This window comes from Clostridium thermobutyricum DSM 4928 (genome assembly GCF_002050515.1).
GTDB classification, from domain to species: domain Bacteria; phylum Bacillota; class Clostridia; order Clostridiales; family Clostridiaceae; genus Clostridium; species Clostridium thermobutyricum.
Genome location: NZ_LTAY01000059.1, coordinates 176,674 through 198,191 on the forward strand (window position 1 = coordinate 176,674; position 21,518 = coordinate 198,191).

The 21,518-nt window shown below is 28.6% G+C and carries 17 protein-coding genes and 7 tRNA genes; all 24 read left to right on the plus strand.

Annotation, left to right across the window (positions count from 1 at the left end):
• The first annotated feature begins 2 nt into the window (after nucleotides 1-2).
• The gene (mfd, locus tag CLTHE_RS11635; protein WP_080023586.1) at nucleotides 3-3,515 is read left to right on the plus strand and encodes a transcription-repair coupling factor; all 3,513 of its coding nucleotides are present in this window, start codon (nucleotides 3-5) and stop codon (nucleotides 3,513-3,515) included.
• 89 nt (nucleotides 3,516-3,604) lie between these two features.
• Nucleotides 3,605-4,618: a peptidylprolyl isomerase gene (locus CLTHE_RS11640; RefSeq protein ID WP_080023587.1), complete on the plus strand. Its 1,014-nt coding sequence runs from the start codon at nucleotides 3,605-3,607 to the stop codon at nucleotides 4,616-4,618.
• A gap of 315 nt (nucleotides 4,619-4,933) precedes the next feature.
• Nucleotides 4,934-5,473, plus strand: coding sequence for a stage V sporulation protein T (gene spoVT / locus CLTHE_RS11645; RefSeq protein ID WP_002598978.1), 540 nt, complete (start codon nucleotides 4,934-4,936; stop codon nucleotides 5,471-5,473).
• Between the two features lie 80 nt (nucleotides 5,474-5,553).
• A complete protein-coding gene (locus tag CLTHE_RS11650) occupies nucleotides 5,554-7,092 on the plus strand; it encodes a putative polysaccharide biosynthesis protein (RefSeq protein WP_080023588.1) in 1,539 nt (512 codons plus the stop codon).
• A gap of 14 nt (nucleotides 7,093-7,106) precedes the next feature.
• Nucleotides 7,107-8,576: a bifunctional methyltransferase/pyrophosphohydrolase YabN gene (gene yabN / locus CLTHE_RS11655; protein WP_080023589.1), complete on the plus strand. Its 1,470-nt coding sequence runs from the start codon at nucleotides 7,107-7,109 to the stop codon at nucleotides 8,574-8,576.
• 222 nt (nucleotides 8,577-8,798) lie between these two features.
• Nucleotides 8,799-9,077: an HU family DNA-binding protein gene (locus CLTHE_RS11660; protein WP_002598975.1), complete on the plus strand. Its 279-nt coding sequence runs from the start codon at nucleotides 8,799-8,801 to the stop codon at nucleotides 9,075-9,077.
• Nucleotides 9,078-9,149: 72 nt separating this feature from the next.
• Nucleotides 9,150-9,392 (plus strand): RNA-binding S4 domain-containing protein, encoded by a 243-nt coding sequence (locus CLTHE_RS11665; RefSeq protein WP_002598974.1) that lies wholly within the window; start codon nucleotides 9,150-9,152, stop codon nucleotides 9,390-9,392.
• A gap of 102 nt (nucleotides 9,393-9,494) precedes the next feature.
• Nucleotides 9,495-9,794 carry a sporulation protein YabP gene (gene yabP, locus CLTHE_RS11670; RefSeq protein ID WP_002598973.1) on the plus strand — a complete coding sequence of 100 codons (300 nt, stop codon included), beginning with the start codon at nucleotides 9,495-9,497 and terminating at the stop codon, nucleotides 9,792-9,794.
• Nucleotides 9,794-10,183: a spore cortex biosynthesis protein YabQ gene (yabQ, locus tag CLTHE_RS11675; protein ID WP_002598972.1), complete on the plus strand. Its 390-nt coding sequence runs from the start codon at nucleotides 9,794-9,796 to the stop codon at nucleotides 10,181-10,183. The genes yabP and yabQ overlap by 1 nt, the downstream gene beginning before the upstream one ends.
• Before the next feature lie 78 nt (nucleotides 10,184-10,261).
• Nucleotides 10,262-10,552 (plus strand): FtsB family cell division protein, encoded by a 291-nt coding sequence (locus CLTHE_RS11680; RefSeq protein ID WP_080023590.1) that lies wholly within the window; start codon nucleotides 10,262-10,264, stop codon nucleotides 10,550-10,552.
• 58 nt (nucleotides 10,553-10,610) lie between these two features.
• Entirely contained in the window at nucleotides 10,611-11,018 is a 408-nt protein-coding gene (locus CLTHE_RS11685; protein ID WP_002598970.1) for a S1 domain-containing RNA-binding protein, read from the plus strand.
• A gap of 193 nt (nucleotides 11,019-11,211) precedes the next feature.
• A tRNA-Leu gene (locus CLTHE_RS11690) sits at nucleotides 11,212-11,300 on the plus strand.
• 31 nt (nucleotides 11,301-11,331) lie between these two features.
• A tRNA-Met gene (locus CLTHE_RS11695) sits at nucleotides 11,332-11,407 on the plus strand.
• 6 nt (nucleotides 11,408-11,413) lie between these two features.
• Nucleotides 11,414-11,490, plus strand: a tRNA-Met gene (locus CLTHE_RS11700).
• Between the two features lie 17 nt (nucleotides 11,491-11,507).
• Nucleotides 11,508-11,596 (plus strand) — tRNA-Leu (locus CLTHE_RS11705).
• A 31-nt stretch (nucleotides 11,597-11,627) separates the two neighbouring features.
• A tRNA-Met gene (locus CLTHE_RS11710) sits at nucleotides 11,628-11,703 on the plus strand.
• A 6-nt stretch (nucleotides 11,704-11,709) separates the two neighbouring features.
• Nucleotides 11,710-11,786, plus strand: a tRNA-Met gene (locus CLTHE_RS11715).
• Between the two features lie 7 nt (nucleotides 11,787-11,793).
• A tRNA-Leu gene (locus tag CLTHE_RS11720) sits at nucleotides 11,794-11,882 on the plus strand.
• 437 nt (nucleotides 11,883-12,319) lie between these two features.
• Nucleotides 12,320-14,713 carry a stage II sporulation protein E gene (spoIIE, locus tag CLTHE_RS11725; protein ID WP_080023591.1) on the plus strand — a complete coding sequence of 798 codons (2,394 nt, stop codon included), beginning with the start codon at nucleotides 12,320-12,322 and terminating at the stop codon, nucleotides 14,711-14,713.
• A 209-nt stretch (nucleotides 14,714-14,922) separates the two neighbouring features.
• Nucleotides 14,923-16,320, plus strand: coding sequence for a tRNA lysidine(34) synthetase TilS (gene tilS / locus CLTHE_RS11730; RefSeq protein ID WP_080023592.1), 1,398 nt, complete (start codon nucleotides 14,923-14,925; stop codon nucleotides 16,318-16,320).
• A gap of 5 nt (nucleotides 16,321-16,325) precedes the next feature.
• Complete coding sequence (hpt, locus tag CLTHE_RS11735) at nucleotides 16,326-16,865, plus strand: hypoxanthine phosphoribosyltransferase (protein ID WP_080023607.1); 540 nt, start codon at nucleotides 16,326-16,328, stop codon at nucleotides 16,863-16,865.
• Nucleotides 16,866-16,946: 81 nt separating this feature from the next.
• On the plus strand, nucleotides 16,947-18,761 hold the full coding sequence (gene ftsH / locus CLTHE_RS11740) for an ATP-dependent zinc metalloprotease FtsH (protein ID WP_080023593.1): 1,815 nt from the start codon (nucleotides 16,947-16,949) through the stop codon (nucleotides 18,759-18,761).
• Nucleotides 18,762-18,940: 179 nt separating this feature from the next.
• A complete protein-coding gene (locus tag CLTHE_RS11745; protein WP_080023594.1) occupies nucleotides 18,941-20,611 on the plus strand; it encodes a formate--tetrahydrofolate ligase in 1,671 nt (556 codons plus the stop codon).
• 122 nt (nucleotides 20,612-20,733) lie between these two features.
• The gene (locus CLTHE_RS11750; RefSeq protein WP_080023595.1) at nucleotides 20,734-21,513 is read left to right on the plus strand and encodes a type III pantothenate kinase; all 780 of its coding nucleotides are present in this window, start codon (nucleotides 20,734-20,736) and stop codon (nucleotides 21,511-21,513) included.
• The last annotated feature ends 5 nt before the right edge of the window (nucleotides 21,514-21,518 follow it).

The following is a 21,518-nucleotide window of genomic DNA, read 5'->3' on the forward strand; positions in this document are numbered from 1 at the left end:
CAATGAGATTAAGGGGTTTAATGGAACCTTTAATAAATAGCACAGAATTTAGTGAAATAAAGTCAAATATACAAAACAATAAATTTCCATTAGCTATATATGGTTTATCAGATTCAGGGAGAAGTTATTTTATAAATAGCATCTATGAAGAAGATGATAGGCCTTTAGTTGTCATTGCACATAGTGATATGGAAGCTAAAAATATATATGAAGATTTAAGCTTTTATAGCTTAGATGTTTATTATTTTCCAGTAAGAGAGGTTGTTTTTTATAATATAGATGCTATTTCAGGGGATTTAAGATGGGCTAGACTTAAAGTTATAAAAGAAATTCTTAACACTAAGAAAAAAATAATAGTAACATCTATAGAAGCATTTGCTTCAAATTATACACCAAGAGAATATTATAAAAATCATATAATTAAGTTAAAAGTTGAAAAAGAGGTAGATTTTAAAGAAATATCAAGAATTTTAGTTGAAAGTGGATATGAAAGAGTAGAGATGGTAGAAGGTAAAGGGGAATTTGCCTTAAGAGGAGGAATACTAGATGTATTCCCAATTGATGAAGAATATCCATATAGAATTGAGCTTTTTGGAGATGAAATTGATTCGATAAGAAGGTTTAATGTTGAATCTCAAAGAAGTATAGATAAAGTTAAAAAGCTAGAAATATTTCCTGCAAAAGAGATTATTATAGATAATAACATAGTTAAAGAAAGTAGTGAAAAAATAAGAAAAGAGTTAGTTGAATCTGTAAATAAAATAAGTGATATAGATTTAAAATCAAAACTTTCATCAACTATAAATAGAAATATAGAAGGTCTAGAAAATTTACTAGGCTTTGAAACTATGGATTCATATCTTCCATTTTTCTATGATAAAATGGAATCCTTTTTTGATTATTTAAAAAATTATAGATTTATTTTAGATGATACTGAAAGAAGCATTGGAAAATTAAATTCTACTTATATAGAGTTTAGAGAAAACTTTACTATGTTCTTAGAAAAAGGAAATATACTTCCTTCACAAGCAAAGCTTTTAATGGATGAAGAAAAGGTAATAGAAAAGTTAGAAGCTAGTGAAATAATTACAATGGATATTTTCGCTAAAACAAGAGAATATTTAAAACCACATTCATTAGTTAATTTAAAGCAAATAACACTTCATAATTATCAAGGACAGTTAGAAATTCTTATAGAAGAAATTAAAGCTAAAAAAGAATTAGGATATAAGACATTAATACTTTCAGGAACTAGAACTAGAGGAGAAAGATTAGTTGATGTTTTAAGAGATAGAGAGATAGAAAGTGTTTATAAAGATGAAGTAGATAATATACAATTTGGAGAAGTTGTAATAACATTTGGCAATCTTTTAAAAGGATTTGAATATCCAGAACAAAAAATTTGTGTTATTTCTGATAAAGAAGTTTTTGGTGAAGCAAAAAGAAAACTTAAAAAGAAGCCTAAAAACAAAAAAGGTGTAGCAAAAATAACATCTTTTACAGAGCTTAAAATAGGAGATTATGTAGTTCATGTAAATCACGGAGTTGGAGTTTATAAAGGAATTAAACAAATAGATGTTGGCGGAATAAAGAGAGATTACCTTGATATAGTTTATCAAAAAGGCGATAAACTTTATATTCCAGTTGATCAATTAGATTTAGTTCAAAAATATATTGGTGGAGAAGGTAAAGTTCCAAAAGTAAATAAGCTTGGAGGAGCTGAATGGCAAAAGGCCAAACTTAAAGCAAGAAAATCAATAAATGAAATTGCACAAGATTTAGTTAAGCTTTATGCAGAAAGATCAACTGTTAAAGGATATAAATATAGTAAAGATACAGAATGGCAAAGACAATTTGAAGATGAATTTCCACATGAAGAAACTCCAGATCAACTTACATCATTAGCAGAGATAAAAGAAGATATGGAATCTAGCAAAGTAATGGATAGACTTCTTTGTGGAGATGTTGGATATGGAAAAACAGAGGTTGCAGTTAGGGCAGCATTTAAAGCTATAATGGATAATAAACAAGTAGCATTTTTAGTTCCAACTACTATACTTGCAGAACAACATTATAAAAATCTTAAAAAAAGATTTTCAGACTTTCCAGTTAAAATAGATATGATAAGTAGATTTAGAACAGCTAAACAACAAAAAGCAACTATTCAAGCAGCTAAAGAAGGTAACGTAGATATTCTTATAGGAACTCACAAATTAGTTGCAAAGGATATTCAATTTAAAGATTTAGGACTACTTATTATAGATGAAGAGCAAAGATTTGGAGTTAAGCAAAAAGAAAAAATAAAATCTTTAAAGAAAAATATAGATGTATTAACACTTAGTGCTACGCCAATACCAAGAACACTTCATATGTCTTTAACTGGGGCGAGAGATATTTCTGTAATAGAAACACCTCCAGAGGAAAGATATCCAATTCAAACTTATGTTATAGAACAGAATGACCAACTTGTAAGAGATGCAATAATAAGAGAAATGAATAGAGGAGGTCAAGTATTTTTTGTATATAACAGAGTTGAAAATATAGAAAAAATGGCAGCTTATATTAAAGATCTTGTTCCAGAAGCAAGAGTAACTTTTGCTCATGGAAGAATGACAGAAAGACAATTAGAAACTGAAATGATGAATTTTGTGGATAATCAATTTGATGTTCTTGTATGCACAACTATTATAGAAACTGGTATTGATATGCCTAATGTTAATACTATAATAGTTTGGGATGCTGATAAAATGGGACTTTCACAGTTATATCAATTAAGAGGAAGAGTTGGAAGAACTAATAAGATAGCTTATGCATATCTTTTATACACAAAAGATAAAGTATTAACAGAAGTTGCTGAAAAAAGATTAAAGGCACTTAAAGATTTTACTGAACTTGGTTCTGGTTTTAAGATAGCTATGAGAGACTTAGAAATAAGAGGAGCAGGGAATATGATGGGATCTTCGCAACATGGGCATATGGCAACTATAGGATATGATCTTTATTGTAGAATGTTAGAAGATACTATTAAACTTATAAAAGGTGAAATATCAAAAGAACCAGTTGAAACAACAGTAGATATTAAGGTTGATGCATTTATTCCAAGTGGATATATAGAAGATGAAAATCTTAAAATTGAAGTTTATAAGAAAATTGCGGCTATTGAAAGTATAGATGATTATATGGAAATAAAAGATGAATTAGAAGATAGATATTCAGAAATACCTGATAGTGTTTATAATCTTATGGATATAGCTTATATTAAAAGTAAAGCTAAACTTTTAGGAGTTGAAGAAATAAAAGAAACACCTAAAGGAATAATATTTAAGTTTGTAGAAAATGATAAAGATTATATAGAAGTATTTAAAGCTATATCTGATAAATATAAAGATAAATTTGTTCTTAAATTTGGGCAAAGTCCAGAATTTTATTTTAAGCAAAGCAGTATAAAAAAAGAAGATACATTGGCATTCTTTAAAGAAATGTTTGATAATATTATAAAAGTAATAAATATGTAAAGTTTCTTGAATTGAATTAATGTAATAATATTGATATACTAAGAAGAACATGTGAACAATGAAAATTTTAAGTAAAGTGAGGTAGAAACGTGGGTAAAGTTAAAAGTTTAGTTGCAATCGGAATAGTTGCTTTAGTAAGTTTATCTATTGTTGGTTGTAAAATGGTACAAAAAACTCCAGAGGCAATTCAAAAAGAAGTGTTAGCTAAAGTCGGAGATCAAAAAATAACAAGAGGTGATCTTGATAAAGCTATGGCACCATTGCTTGCACAAGTTAAAAAGCAATACGGCGATAACTTTATGGATAATGCATCAGTTAAACAACAATATATAGAGGCTGAAACAGAGCAATTAAATGGTATGGTAGACCAAGCGATAGTACTTCAAGAAGCAGTTAAATTAAAGACTGTTCCAAGTGATGCTGATCTTCAAAAACAAATAGATGAAAGAATAAAATTCATGGAACAAATGTATGGTGGTCAAGAAGGTTACCAAAATGCGCTTAAACAAGCAGGTTTAACTCAAGAAGAGTTCCAAAAACAAATTAAAGATCAAATAATAATAAATAATACATTAGAAAACTATGTTTACAAAGATATAAAAGTAACTGATCAACAAGCTCAAGATTACTATAATAAAAATAAAATGGAATTTACAACTAAAGATTCAGGAGCTGATGTTTCTCACATATTAGTTAAAACTAAAGAAGAAGCAGAAAAAATAGAAGCAGATCTTAAAAAAGACAATGGTAAGAACTTCGCAGAACTTGCTAAGCAATACAGCCAAGATCCAGGTTCAAAAGATAAAGGTGGAAGCTTAGGATTCGTAAATTATGATTCAACTCAATTAGTTCAACCATTTATGCAAGCATTAAGAACATTAACTAAGAATGGTGAAATTTCACAACCAGTTCAAAGTCAATACGGATGGCATATAATTAAAGTTGAAAATGTTAAATTAGCATTCCAACCATTCAAAGATGTTCAAAAACAAATCATAGAACAATTAACTCAACAACAACAACAAACTAAATTAAATACAGATTTAGAAAATTGGAAAAAAGATTTAAATGTAAAAATTTATACAGATAAATTAAATAAATAATTTAGATTTAGGAAGATAGTTAAATAGCTATCTTCCTTTTAAATTAAAAAAACTACCGAATAAAATAACTTCGGTAGTTTCTTTTTTATAAAATTTTGTTGAATAGATAATATTAAATTATATTCCTTAAAAAGGAGATATATGCAAGGAATTTAATTTGTATATACTAAATATGCAAAAAATTAAATAAATTTGTAAAAATAAAATATAAATAATGGTTGTATGGGTATAAAATTTCTGTCTAGTCAAATAATAATAGGGAAATAAAGAAAATAAGTTTTAGTTTTTAAAACTTTAAGGAGGTTTATATAAATTATGAAAGCAACAGGAATTGTAAGAAGAATCGATGATTTAGGTAGAGTTGTTATACCAAAAGAAATAAGAAGAACATTAAGAATCAGAGAAGGAGACCCTTTAGAAATATTTACTGATAGAGAGGGTGGAGTTATATTAAAAAAATATTCTCCAATTGGAGAGTTAACAGACTTCTCTAAGGAATATGCTGAAAGTCTTCAACAAACAGTAGGAAATATTGTTATAATCGCTGATAAAGATGCATTTATATCATCTTCAGGAGCTTCTAAAAAAGAATATATTGATAGAAAAATAAGTCCTGATTTAGAAGAAATTATGGAAGGAAGAAAAGTTGTTCACTTAACAGGAGATAAAGTAATTCCTTTACATAATGATGAAATTGCTAATGAAATAAAAGAAGAAGTTATTGCACCTATTATAGCTGAAGGAGATGCTATAGGGGCAGTAATCATAATGTCAAAAACTGATAGCAAATTTGGTGAAGTTGAATTAAAAGTTGCTGAAGCAGCTGCATCATTCTTAGGAAAACAAATGGAATAATAGTACATAATTAAAAAATAGTAATAATACCTCTAAACTTTAAATACTAATAATAGAAAAGAAAAGTTTGGAGGTATTTTATGAGAAAGCAATCCTTGATAAAAGGAAGTTTAGTTTTAGGGTTAGCTGGAATAATAGCGAAATTTCTTGGCCTATTTTTCAGATGGCCTCTTATAATGTTAATTGGTGATGAAGGGATTGGTTTTTATCAAATGTCTTATCCACTTTTAATGTTTTTTGTTGCAATTGCATCAGGAGTTCCAGTGGCTATTTCTAAAATAGTATCTGAAAATAATGCTGTTGGAGATATAGAAGGAAGTTTTAAAGTTGTTAAATCTTCAACACATTTAATGTTATTATTAGGAACAGTAACAAGTGTTATATTATTTGTATTTGCTAAGCCAATTATACACTTATTAAAATGGGATTCTAAAGCTTATTATTCTCTAATTGGAATATCATTTGCGCCATTAGTATTATCAATAATGACAATATTTAGAGGTTTTTTTCAAGGCCTACAAAATATGACTCCATCAGCAGTTTCTCAAGTGTTAGAACAATTTGGAAGGGTAGTTTGTGGAGTTGGACTAGCAGTGTTATTGTTACCAATGGGAATAGAATTTGCTGCTGGAGGAGCAGCGTTTGGTGCTGCTGCAGGTGGGATTCTTGGAGGATCATATCTTTTTTATAAATATAGAAAAGTTAGAAAAGAATGTGGAATAAAAAAAATAAAAACAAGCCCAGAAATATTAGATAAAATTTTAAAAATAGCTGCGCCAATTTCATTAGCAGCAACTGTTAGTACAGTTATGAGTTTAATAGATTCTATATGCATACCACAAAAATTATTAGAAGCTGGGTATACTAGTCAGCAATCAACAATTCTTTATGCTCAATTAACAGGTAAAGCTGCAGTAATAGTTAATATTCCAATGACATTATCAATAGCCTTATGTGCATCTTTAGTTCCTATTATTGCTGAAAGTTATATATTGAATAAAAAGAGAGAAGTAAATAATAAAGTTGAATTAGCTATTAAAATATCTGGTGTTGTAGCAATACCTTGTATGGTAGGAATATTTATATTAGCAGAACCTATAATGAAATTGGTTTTTCAAGGGAGATTTGAAGGAGTAGAGATTTTAAGATATATGGGAATAACTATACCATTTATAATATTAACGCAAACTACAACCTCAATATTACAAGGTGTAGGTAAATATGTTTTACCAGTAATAACTTTAGTAATAGGATGTGTAATAAAATTAGGATTAACATTAGTTTTAGTACCAAATCCTAAAATAAATATTTATGGAGCTGTTATAGCAAGTATTGTTGCATATATAGTAGTAGCCATAATGAATATAATAATATTGAAATTTGTATTAAAGGTTAGAACGAGAGTTCATAATAACCTAATAAAACCGGTTTATGCTTCCATAGGAATGGGAGTATGTGTATTCTTGTCATATAAATTTATGTTTTTATACACAGGAAGTAATGGTATATCTTGCTTAATATCAATATTTTTAGGTATTATAATATATATAACGTTAATTATGCTTATGAAAGTATTTAAGGTAAGCGAAGTAATGGATAGATTACCTAGATTTAAATAAAAAGGAGATATTATATGATTAAGATAATAGGATTAGGTCCGGGAGCACCAGAAGCACTTACAGTAGGAGCTTTAATGCTTTTAGAAAACAGTGATAATATATTTTTTAGAACAGAAATTCACCCAACTGTTGATTTTATAAAGGAAAAGGATATAAAGTTCGAAACATATGATGAATACTATAACAAGTATGATAGTTTTGATGATGTTTATATGAATATTGCAAAAGATTTAATAATAAAAGAAAAAGAACTTGAGAGCGATATAGTATACGCAGTTCCTGGGCATCCTTTAGTTGCAGAAAAATCTGTTTCTAATCTTATGAGACTTTGTGATGAAAACAACATAGAATATGAAATACTTCCAGCTGTAAGTTTTATAGATGCTATGATGGATAGATTAGAAATAGATCCAATTGAAGGATTAAAGGTAATAGATGCTTTTGATATACAAAATCAGATATTAGACAAGAGAATTGGAACAATAATAACTCAAGTTTATAATCCTTTTATAGCTTCAGAAGTTAAATTAAAATTATTAGAATCTTATAAAGATGAAACAGAAATAATTTATGTAAGAGCTGCAGGTGTAAAAGGTGTAGAAAGCATAAGAACTATACCTTTATATGAGCTTGATATGCAAGAAGATATAGATTATCTAACTTCAATTTATATTCCAAAAGACATAAATAATAAAAAAGATATTTATGATTTAATTCAAATAGTAGATGTATTAAGAGGTGAAGGAGGATGTCCTTGGGATGCAGAGCAAACTCATGAGAGTCTTAGAAATGCAATAATTGAAGAAAGCTATGAAGTTGCTGATGCAATAGATAAAGAAGATGATAATGCATTAATTGAGGAGCTTGGGGATGTATTATTACACGTAATTTTCCATGCTGCAATAGGAAAAGAAGACTGCTATTTTGATTTTGGAGACATAATAAATGGAATATGTGAAAAGATGATGTATAGACATCCTCATGTATTTAAAAGTGAGAAAGTTTCTGGGGCAGAAGAAGTAGTAGAAAATTGGGATGAATTAAAGAAAACTGAAAAAGGATTCAGTACAATAACTGAAGAGTTAGAGGCAATTGCAAATTCACTTCCAGGACTAATAAAAGCTCATAAAGTTCAAAAGAAAGCTAGTAGAGTAGGATTTGATTGGACAGAAAATCAAGTGGAAGAGGCTTCGAATAAAGTGAAAGAAGAGTTAAACGAAGTTTTAGATGTATATAAAACTGGAGAAGAGGATAAAATAAAAGAAGAGATAGGAGATTTATTCTTCGCATGCGTTAATGTAAGTAGATTTTTAAACGTAAATGAAGAAGAAGCTATTAATTTATCAATTAAGAAATTTATAAGAAGATTTAAATATATAGAAGAAAATTCTATAAAAAAAGGTAAAAATCTAAATGAAATGACATTAAAAGAAATGGATGAACTTTGGGAAGAGGCGAAAAAATTAGAAAATAGCACTCTATAGAAGGAATTTCAGAATTTGTGGAGAATATAATACTTTGTTGAAAACTATACTGTAAATCTAGTTGTATTATTTAAATTTTTTACAAAAGTATTGAATAATTTAATTAATCGGTGTAGACTAGTTAAAAAAGTAATAATATAATAGGGTAAGTAAGTATAGTACATAATTAAGAGTTAACAAGTACTATAAATAAATAGCTTGTTATTTAAGGAGGATGTAATTGTGAATAAAGCAGAATTAATCACTAGTATGGCTGAAAAGTCTAAATTAACTAAAAAAGATGCAGAATTAGCATTAAAAGCATTCATTGAAAGCGTTGAAGAAGCATTAGAAAATGGTGAAAGAGTTCAATTAGTTGGATTCGGTACTTTCGAAACTAGAGAAAGAGCAGCTAGAGAAGGAAGAAACCCAAGAACTAAAGAAACTATAAAAATCGCTGCTTCAACAGTTCCAGTATTCAAAGCTGGTAAAGAATTTAAAGAAAAAGTAAACAATAAGTAATTGAAATATAATACTTAATTTAAAGCCCGAGGTAACTCGGGTTTTTTTACTACTTAGAAAAGGAGAAAAAATATGAGATTAGATAAATATTTAAAAGTTTCAAGGTTAATAAAAAGAAGAACAGTAGCTAAAGAAGCTTGTGAAAGTGAAAGAGTAACTATAAATGGAAAAATAGCTAAATCATCAACAACTGTTAAAGAAGGAGATGTAATAGAGATAACTTTTGCAAATAGAAGTTTAAAAGCTGAAATAATAAATATAGCAGAACATGTTAGAAAAGATGATGCAAAAGAAATGTATAGAATAATTGAATAGTATTTATAAAAAATGTATAGAATTAATTTTAGAATAAAGAATATAGTAAAATAATTTGTCATATATTCATAAAGAGAAATACTCTATAAAGGAGAAAAAAATATGGATAAGACAAAAAATCCTATTCAAACAAAAGTTTCAAGTATATCATTAGAAAACCGAAGAAAGATGTTATTAACAGGAGTTAATGAGGTTTTAAGCTTTAATGATGAGAAAATAATATTAAATACAGTTTTAGGGAAGTTAAACATAAAAGGACAAAACCTAAAAATGAATAAGCTTGATGTAAAGAATGGAGATGTTATTGTAGATGGATATATAACAAGTCTTATATACAATAACAAAAAAGACAAAAAGAAGAGAAGCTTAATTCGACTTATACGTAGAAAGAGGGTGGAGTAATGCCTCTAAATACGGGAGTACAGTTAGATATAGTTATTTATAGCCTTTTAGCTGGTGTTATTGTAGGAAGTTTATTTGATGTTTATAGAATAATTCGCGGAAAAGACACTTTTAAAATAGTTATAGTAATAGAGGACATATTATTTTGGACACTAAGTGCCGTAATAGTGTTTGCATTTTTACTTTACAATAATTATGCGTTTATGGGACCATATGTATATCTATTTATATGTGTAGGATTAATAATATACTTAAAGCTTCTTAGCAGATTTATTTATTCATTTGAAGTATTTATATTGAGCTCTATAGGAAAAATATTGAGAATAAGCTATAAAAATGCAACATATCCAATAAGATTTATATATTATAAAACAACACATAAAGAATAAATATACTAAAAAAGGCTTGAATAAACATGTACTAATGTTTAAAATGGAAATATGAGAATTAAAAATGGGGTACTATAGATGAGAAAGGTGTTAAAGGGTAAAAATCTAATATTCTTACTATTAAGTGGAATTTTTCTTATTGGGTTTGTAAAGCAAGAGATAGCTTTGAATGATATAAAGAAAGATATATCCACTAAAAAAACTGAATTACAGCAGTTGAAAGATAAGAATAAAATACTAGAGGAAAAAATAAAAATTGCAAATACAGATGAATATATTGAGACCTTAGCTAGAGAAAGACTTGACATGGTTAAACCAGGTGAAGAAGTAATAAAAGACAAAAAAGGTGACTCAAATTCAAAAAATTAGGTTATTATTATTTAATAGCATATATATTTATTTAAAATTAAGGAGGAATCTTTTAAAGATGAGCTTAGCGGCAGGAAACATATTAGAAGGTAAAGTGGTAAACATCACAAATTTCGGAGCGTTTGTAGAGGTAGAAGGTGGAAGTACTGGTTTAGTCCATATTTCTGAAGTAGCAGATTCTTTTGTAAAAGATATAAAAGAACATTTAAAAGAGGGAGATAAGGTTAAGGTTAAAGTTATTTCAATTGAAGATAATGGAAAAATAAGCTTATCTATAAAACAGGGAACACCAAAACCAAAAAAATCTACTAAACCTGCAGACTTCGATTGGACATCAGAAAAGAAAAAGGTATCAGGAAACTTCGAAGATAAACTTTCTAAGTTTCTAAAAGATAGCGAAGAAAGAATGATTGATGTTAAAAAACACCAAGAATTCAGAGGAAAGAACAGTAAAAAGAACTATTAATTAGTTAATTTGAAGAAATGAATTTATATAAATCTATTGAATTAGAAAAGTCTTTAATCAGCATGATTAAAGGCTTTTTATTAAATTAAATAAAAAAATATATATTAAATAAAAAAAATTCAAAAAAAGCGTTGACATAAATATATACATACTATATAATAAACCTTGTCGTCAGGGACAAAACAAATTTTAAGCCGAAGTGGCGGAACTGGCAGACGCACAGGACTTAAAATCCTGCGGTGGTTAAACACCGTACCGGTTCGATTCCGGTCTTCGGCACCAAAATTTTTTTGCTTGATAGATAATTTAATATCGCGGGGTGGAGCAGTTGGTAGCTCGTCGGGCTCATAACCCGAAGGTCGTAGGTTCAAGTCCTGCCCCCGCAACCATTACATGGCGGAATAGCTCAGCTGGCTAGAGCATTCGGTTCATACCCGAAGGGTCGTAGGTTCAAGTCCTATTTCCGCTACCATTTAAACTTGTTGTCTTGCCGAAGTGGCGGAACTGGCAGACGCACAGGACTTAAAATCCTGCGGTGGTTAAACACCGTACCGGTTCGATTCCGGTCTTCGGCACCAAGTTTTTTTAAAATGACAGAAAATTCAATATCGCGGGGTGGAGCAGTTGGTAGCTCGTCGGGCTCATAACCCGAAGGTCGTAGGTTCAAGTCCTGCCCCCGCAACCATTATGTGGCGGAATAGCTCAGCTGGCTAGAGCATTCGGTTCATACCCGAAGGGTCGTAGGTTCAAGTCCTATTTCCGCTACCACTGTCAAGCCGAAGTGGCGGAACTGGCAGACGCACAGGACTTAAAATCCTGCGGTGGTTAAACACCGTACCGGTTCGATTCCGGTCTTCGGCACCAAGATAGATCTAAGATTTCTTAGATCTATTTTTTTATTCATTTTTAATTTAACATTCAAAAAGTAATTTAGATATTAAATATTATTCAAATGTTTAGAAGTATTCTTATAAAAATCAATGTTAAAAAATATAAACATATAGTATATGCACAAAGTAGAGTTTATTATGAAAAAAGTTTTTTCTAATAAACTCTTTATTTTTACAATGGTCTACAAAATTAGAGAAATACAGTTAAATAAAGTAATAGTGCTATTTTGATGAATTTTATTGAATATATATAGATAAATGTGTAAAGAAATTTATGAAATAATATTGTATAAATAAGTGAAATGTAATGAATAATGTCAATCGATTTTATAAAAATAAGGCATATAATGACAAGAAATTAATTTTATAGTTGATATAATTATCTTACAAAAAATGGAAAGGAGATAATTTATGCAATATAAAATTAGTAAAGGGTTATTAAAGGAAAGAGGAAAATTTAATAGTAGAGAATTAGCAGTAGAGAAGATAGAACCATTAAAATTGTTTGGAACCTTTTTAGCTGTTTTTCTTTTGAGTAGAGTAGTGATTTATATAAATAAGGAAGATATTGTTGGCATGGCACCATTTGGACTAGCTTTTTTAATTTCTATGTTAAGAACTAAAAATGAAAGTAAAGTGTTATTTTGCTCTCTTGGAGCAATACTTGGATATATAACTATTGGGCAAGAATTAGGGAACTCAGCTATTTACATAATAACTACTCTAATAACTTTAATGATATTCTATGTGTTAAATAAAAGAAATAAATATATAGGGATAAAGAGCGTTTTAAGTATATATTTTTTAGTTCAAATTATAAATTCAGTTTTAATAAATAAATATGATTTAAGTGCGAGTTTATTTGTATCAATTATATATACAGGAATAGTAATACCAATATATTTTGTAATTAGATATGGGTTAGATTGTTTTGAAAATTATAATACTAATTATTATTTTAATATTGAAGAGTTGATTAGTATAGGAATAGTATTTTGTTTAATGATAGGAGGAATAGGTGATTTATCAATATTCAATATACATTTAAGAGAGATATTTTCAATTTTATTTATTATATCAATAGCTTATGTAGGAGGAGCTGCAAATGGAAGTGCTATAGGTATTGCAATGGGACTTATTCTTGGGATATCTAATGGAGCAATAGTTGAATGTGTGGGATTCTATTCAGTCTTAGGGTTAGTAGCAGGTTTGTTTAAAGAAACAGGAAAAATTTTTTCTTTATTATCAGCGATTACAATATATATAATTCTTTCATTATATTCAAAAGGAAGTATAGATAATGGAATAGTAGAAATTTTAATTGGAGGTGCTGGATTTTTATTAATACCAAATAGAATATTAAATTGTATAGAAACGGAGATGAGTACAGAATCTAAAAATGAAGATTTAATTGAATTACACATGAACCAAATAAAAACTGAATTTTCAGAGAGAATAGAGGGGTTAGGAGAAGTTTTAAATAATGTATCAGAATCAGTTGCAAATCTATCAACTAATGAGGTGTTATTATATAAAGATAGAAGTACAGCTTTAGTAAATAATTTAGCAGATAGAATATGTTCAGATTGTAAAATGTGTAATAATTGTTGGAATACTCAATTTAATCAAACTTATAGTTGTTTTGAAAAAATAATAAGAGGTAAGGAGGAGAATTATTCAGTTTTCCCAGCGGAACTTGAAAAGAAATGTATGAGAAAATATGAGCTTTTAGGAGAGGTAGATAAATTAGTTTTAAGTATGAATGCAGAAGCTATAAATAGAGAAAAATTAGAGGAAGGTAGAAAAATTATTGCAGAACATATGAAGACTATGGCTGATAATGTGGGAAGAATATTATATGATTTTAAAAAAGATATAAGTATGTGTACAGATTTAGAAAAAACAATAAGAAGGGAGTTAAATAAAAATTCAGTACAATACAAAGATGTATTTTGCTTTACAGATAAAGATGGAAAAATGAAAGTAAAAGTTAATATGTCAAATTGTTCTGGATGTAGATATTGTTCAAAAAGTGTATTACCAGTAGTAAATTCATTAGTTAAGAGACCTATGATGATAGGAAAGGATGGATGTAGTATAAATCCGAATAATAAAGATTGTACTGTAACAGTTAGAGAAATGCCAAAATATACTGTAAGTTCATATGTAGGTATGCGTGTAAAAGAAGGAGAAGATTATACTGGAGATACTTATAATTTTGGGAATGTAGCAAATGGAAAATATTTAACTATATTAAGTGATGGAATGGGATCAGGACCAGAAGCATCTAAAGAGAGTAAGATGACTGTTGATTTAGTGGAGAAATTTATTAATTGTGGTTTTGGTATTGATACAGCTTTAAATACTGTAAATTCAATAATGACAATGAAATTTGATGAAGATGAAAAATTCTCTACATTGGATATGAATACAATAGATTTATATAGTGGAAAAATATCATTTATTAAAGTTGGAGCAACAACAAGTTTCATAAAAAGAGGAAAGGAAATTATAAAAATTTCATCTAATATGCCACCTTTTGGATTGGTAGATAAAATAGAAGTAGATTCAATTGATAAGAGAATAAAAAATGGAGATGTTATTATTACTTTAAGTGATGGAGTATTAGATGTTGATAAAAGTAAAATAGGAGATAGTGAGTGGTTAGAAAATTATTTAATTAAAGCTGGAAGTAATCCTAAAGATTTAGCTATAGATATAATAGAGGAATCTAAAAAACTTAATAATGGTTCTATAAAAGATGATATGACGGTTATTGTATCAAAAGTACAAGCTTTATATTAGGCAATATAGGATTGTAAAGTTATTTCGTTTTAATAGAATAGATATAAAATAAAGGTATTTATTTTTAAAGTGTCTATTGAAAGCGGAATAACTTTATTTATTTTAAAAAATATAAATTTTGATTCGTTTAGTTATTTAAAAATATTGTGCAGATAAAGTTGTAATAAGGTATTATATATATTATAAATGCTTAATAGGAAGTGAATAATATGAAAAAAAAATTTATAAAATACATAGAAGATAATTCTTTGATAAAAAATGGAGATCATATTTTGGTAGCTTTGTCAGGTGGACCTGATTCTGTTTGTATGTTAAATCTTTTATGTAGTATAAGAGATGAATATAACTTAAAAATAGGTGCAGCTCATCTTAATCATATGCTAAGAGGAGAAGCTGCTAACGAAGATGAAAAGTTTGCTAAAGAAATGTGTAATAAATTAGATGTTGATTTTTATAGTAAGAGAGTTGATATAGAGGCATATTCAAAGGAAAAAGGTGTTTCTACAGAAACTGGTGGTAGAGATGTAAGATATGCTTTATTTAATGAAGTTAGTAAAAAATATGGATATAATAAGATCGCTACTGCACACAATGCAAATGATCAAGCAGAAACTATTTTAATGAGAATGATGAGAGGAACTGGATTAGAAGGGTTATGTGGAATTCCTTTAATAAGAGATGAAATATATATAAGACCTATATTGTGTATGGAAAGATGGGAAGTTGAGAAGTATTGTGAAGATTTTAATCTTAATCCTAGAATTGATAAAACAAATTTAGAGAATATATACACAAGAAATAAAATAAGATTAGATATACTTCCATATATGAAAGAAAATTTTAATAAAGATGTTGTTATGGCAATTAATAGAATGAGCAATATATTGTGGGAGGATAACAAATTCATAAATGATTTTTCAAAAGAAAAATTTAAAGAATATTGCCATAAAGAAAATGATGAAATAAAAATAAATAAGAATTTATTTAAGGAAAATAAAGCTATAATAAATAGAGTCATTAGAAAGGCTCTAACAGAAGTTTCAAAAAGCACATATGATTTTGAGCATAAACATATAGAAGAAGTAATAAACTTAGCTTATATTGGGACAAACAAAAAAATAGATTTACCTAATGGAATATATGCAGAAAATGTTTATGGTGAAATAGAAATAAAAAAGAAAAAGGAAAAAATAGATATAAAAAAATCAGAAGAAGTGACTATTTTAAAAGAAGATTTAGATGGAAATTCAATTGATTTTAATAATTATGAAATTAAATTTGAAATTGTAAAATCACAAAAAAATTTAAAAATTACCAATAATGACTTAATTAAATATTTTGATTATGATAAAATTAAAAAGTATGTTATCATAAGGAACAGGAAAAATGGGGATAAAATAACTCCGTTGGGGATGAAAGGCAATAAAAAGCTTAAGGATATTTTCATAGATATGAAAATTCCAAAAGAAGTTAGAGATGAAATTCCGCTTATAGTTTTTGATGATAATATAGCATGGGTATTAGATGTTAAATTATCTAATATATATAAAGTTACAAATGAAACTGAGAATATATTAAAAATAATTTACAAAAGGAAGGTATCGTAATTATGATGAGAGATGAAATTAAAAAAGTTTTATTTACAGAGGAAGATTTACAATTAAAATGTAAAGAACTAGGTGAAAAAATTACTAAAGATTATGAAGATAAAGACTTATTAGTTGTTGGAGTATTAAAAGGTTCAGTACTTTTTACATCAGATTTAATAAAGAATATAAAAATCCCATGTGAAATTGATTTTATGGCAGTATCAAGTTATGGAAATTCAACAGAATCATCAGGAGTAGTTAGAATATTAAAGGATTTAGATAATGGAATAGAGGGAAAAGATGTTTTAATAGTAGAAGATATAGTTGATACAGGCAATACTCTTTCATATCTAAAAAGATATTTAAATGGAAGAGGAGCGAATAGTGTAAAAATTATAACATTATTAGATAAGCCTGAAAGAAGAACTGCTGAAGTGGAAGTAGATTATATTGGATTTGAAGTTCCAAATGAATTTATAGTTGGATATGGAATTGATTATGCAGAAAAATATAGAAATTTACCTTTTGTAGGAATACTAGACGAGAAAGTATATTCAAAGTAATAATTGAGTATATATTTGTATCATTGTTTTTATAGAAAACCAGATTTAAAAATAAAAAATACTGAGAAGGGAGGAGCTTGAATGAAAAAATATTCAAGTGCAGCAGTTTGGGCAGTGCTTATAATAGTTATAGTAGCTGCCGCTGTATTAGTATGGGAAACCGGCAATAAACCGCAATTAGTTCCGTACAGTCAATTCCAGCAGATGTGGAATGATAATGGTATAAAGAGCTTATATGTTCATGATGATGGAATGACAATAGATGGTGTTCAAACAGATGATAAAAAATTTATAACATATGCTCCACAAGAAATGCTTTCAAATTTAATGACTAAATCACAAAAATCAAATGTAAAAGTAGAATTTGAACCACCTTCAAATACTGGTGCTTGGCTTGCAATAATACCAAGTATAGTAATGGTTGTTTTATTCTTAATAGTGTTATTTGTATTGACACAGCAATCTCATGGAAATAATAGTGGCGGTGGAGGCCGAGGTGTTATGAACTTCGGAAAAAGTAGAGCTAAAATAGCTTCACCAGATTCTAAAACTGTAACATTTAAAGAGGTTGCAGGAGCTGATGAAGAAAAGCAAGAACTTGCAGAAATAGTAGATTTCTTAAAGGATCCTGAAGTTTATAATCAAATGGGAGCAAGGATACCAAAAGGGGTACTTTTAGTAGGACCTCCGGGAACAGGTAAAACTCTTTTAGCTAAAGCTATTGCAGGAGAAGCTGGTGTTCCTTTCTTCAGTATTTCTGGTTCAGATTTCGTAGAAATGTTTGTTGGGGTTGGAGCCTCAAGAGTAAGAGATCTTTTTTCTGAGGCTAAGAAAAATGCTCCTTGTATAGTATTTATTGATGAAATAGATGCAGTTGGAAGACAAAGAGGAGCTGGACTTGGTGGAGGCCATGATGAAAGAGAACAAACTTTAAATCAACTTTTAGTTGAAATGGATGGTTTTGGAGAAAATGAAGGAATAATCATGATAGCAGCTACTAATAGAAGAGATATTCTTGATCCAGCACTTTTAAGACCTGGAAGATTTGATAGACAAATATTAGTTGGTGCTCCAGATGTTAAAGGTAGAGAAGAAATATTAAAAGTTCATACTAGAAAAAAACCTTTAGCTGAAGATGTAAGATTAGATGTTCTTGCAAAAAGAACACCTGGATTTGCTGGAGCAGATTTAGAGAATTTAACTAATGAAGCTGCACTTTTAGCAGTAAGAGAAGGTAGAAAAGAAATAACAATGAATAACTTAGAAGAAGCAATAACTAAGGTTATGGCAGGGCCAGAAAAGAAAAGCAGAGTTATAAGTGAGAAAGATAGAAATCTTACAGCTTATCATGAAGCAGGTCATGCAGTTGTTATGAGAACTTTAGAATTTTCTGATCCAGTACATGAAATTAGTATAATTCCTAGAGGAATGGCTGGTGGATATACAATGCACTTACCAGAAGAAGATAGATCATATACTTCTAAATTAAGACTTAAAGATGATATGGTAGGACTTTTAGGTGGAAGAGTTGCAGAAGCTTTAATTTTAGGAGATATAAGTACTGGAGCTAAAAATGATATTGATAGAACAAGTGCTATAGCTAGAGCAATGGTTATGGAATATGGAATGAGCGAAAAACTTGGAGCAATTTCATATGGTTCAGATCAAAATGAAGTTTTCTTAGGAAGAGATTTAGGAAAGAATAGAAATTTCTCAGAAGAAATAGGTGCTGAAATTGATAGAGAAGTTAAGCTATTAGTTGATGAAGCTTATATGAGAGCTGAAAAAATTCTTAAAGAAAATATAGATAGACTTCATGCAGTTGCAAAGGCTTTACTAGAAAAAGAAAAAATTGATGGTGAAGAATTTGAAAGAATTTATAGTGAAGCCATGTAATATTAACCCTTAAGCTTATGCTTAAGGGTATTTTTATCATAAATACGAATTATTACGTAAAAATTACAAATAATATTCGAAAAAATAGGTTTGAAATGAAAAAATTAGATGATATAATAAGTTAAAAGTAATGAAATTAAATGAAAAGGTGAACAATAAAAAGAAAAGAGGGGTTTGAAATGAAGAGTGATATTCAAATAGCTCAAGGAGCTAAAATGGAACATATATTAAAAATCGCAGAGAAAATAGGATTATCTGAAGATGATATAGAGATGTATGGGAAAAATAAATGTAAAATATCTTTAGATGTTTTAGAAAAAAATAAAGATAAAAAAGATGGTAAATTAATATTAGTTACTGCAATTAATCCAACTCCTGCAGGAGAAGGTAAGTCAACAGTTACTGTAGGATTAGGGCAAGCTTTATGTAAATTAGGAAAAAAAGCAATTATTGCTTTAAGAGAGCCTTCATTAGGACCTGTATTTGGAATAAAAGGAGGAGCAGCAGGTGGAGGTTATGCACAAGTTGTGCCTATGGAGGATATAAATTTACATTTTACTGGGGATATGCACGCTATAACAGCAGCGAATAATCTTTTATGTGCGGCTATAGATAATCATATACATCAAGGAAATGCGCTTGGATTAGACTCTAGACGAATTACGTTTAAAAGAGTTATTGATATGAATGATAGAGCTCTTAGACAAGTAGTTGTTGGAATGGGTGGAAAAATAAATGGATTTTTAAGAGAAGATGGGTTTATGATAACTGTTGCATCAGAAATTATGGCTATTCTTTGTTTAGCAAATAGTTTAGAAGATTTAAAAGAAAGAATCGGAAATATAGTTATTGGGTATAAGTTAAATGGAGACCCAGCTTATGCTAAAGAAATTGGAGTAGTTGGTGCTATGGCAATGCTAATGAAAGATGCTATAATGCCAAATCTAGTTCAAACTTTAGAAAATACTCCAGCTATTATTCATGGAGGGCCTTTTGCTAATATTGCTCATGGATGCAATTCTATTTTAGGAACTAAAATGGCGCTTAAACTTAGTGACATTGTTGTAACAGAAGCAGGGTTTGGAGCAGATTTAGGAGCAGAAAAATTTTTAAATATAAAATGTAGATATGGAAATTTAAATCCAGATTGTGTTGTTATAGTTGCAACTATAAGAGCTTTAAAACATCATGGTGGATCTTCAAAAGATGAATTAAATATTCCAAATGTTGAAACTTTATCAAAAGGGATTTCAAATTTAGAAAAACAAATTGAAAATATAAAGAAATTTGGAGTTCCTGTTGTAGTGGCAATAAATAAATTTATTTCTGATAGTGAGGAAGAAATAGCATTTATAAAAGATTTCTGTGAAAAAAATAATGTTAAAGTAGCTCTTTCAGATGTATGGGCAAAAGGTGGAGAAGGTGGAATAGACCTTGCTAACGAAGTTATAGAAGTTTTAGAAAATGAAAAATCAAACTTTAAAGTTTTATATAGTGAAAAAGATAGTATAAAACAAAAAATATTAAAAATAGCTAAAGAAATATATGGAGCTAATGGTGTAGATTATGATCAAGTTGCGTTAAAACAAATAAATGAACTTGAAAAATTTAATTTAGATAAACTTCCAATATGCATGGCAAAAACACAGTATTCTTTATCAGATAATCCAAATTTATTAGGAAAACCTTCTGATTTCAATATAAAAGTAAAAGAGGTAAAAGTTTCTAATGGAGCGGGGTTTATAGTGGTTTTAACAGGAAATGTTATGACTATGCCAGGACTACCTAAAGTACCAGCTGCAAATAAGATGGATATATTAGAAAATGGGAATATAGTAGGCTTATTTTAGGATGTTAAAGCCTTGACAAATGGTATGGAATTGTTAAAATTAATATTGTTAAAAACAAGTGATTTTATCCAAATAAAAGCAGCTAAAAAAGCTGCTTTTAATTATATTAAGGTGGTGCTTTTATGATTTTGCTTGTGGATGTAGGGAATACAAATATTGTTTTGGGAATACATGATAAAGATAAATATATAGCTGGATGGAGAATTTCAACTGATTCTAAAAAGACATCAGATGAGTATGGAATACAAGTTTCTCAGCTTTTCAATCAATTTGGATTAGATATGAAAAAAGTTGAAGGAATTATAGTTTCATCTGTAGTGCCTAATATTATGCATTCTCTAGAAAATATGATAAAAAAGTGCTTTAATAAGGAACCTATTATTGTAGGACCTGGAATAAAGACAGGAATTAATATTAAATATGACAACCCTAAGGAAGTTGGTGCAGATAGAATAGTAAATGCTGTAGCAGCTTTTGAAATATATAAAAAACCAAATATTGTAATAGATTTTGGTACAGCAACTACTTTCTGTGGAATAACAGAAAAAGGAGATTACTTAGGAGGGTGCATAGTTCCAGGAATAAAAATATCAGCAGATGCACTTTTTGAAAGAGCAGCAAAGTTACCAAGAATAGAGCTTGAAATTCCTGAGACTGTTATTTGTAAAAATACTATCAAAAGTATGCAAGCAGGTATTTTATTTGGATATATTGGGCAGGTTGAATATATAGTTAAAAAAATGAAAGAAGAAATGAAGCGTAAGTGTAAGGCAGATCCAATTGTTATAGCTACAGGTGGATTAGCAAATCTTATAGCTAAAGAAACAGATGTAATAGATATAGTAAATGGCGATTTAACTCTAGAGGGCTTAAGGATAATATACAATAAGAACAAGGAGTAAAATAA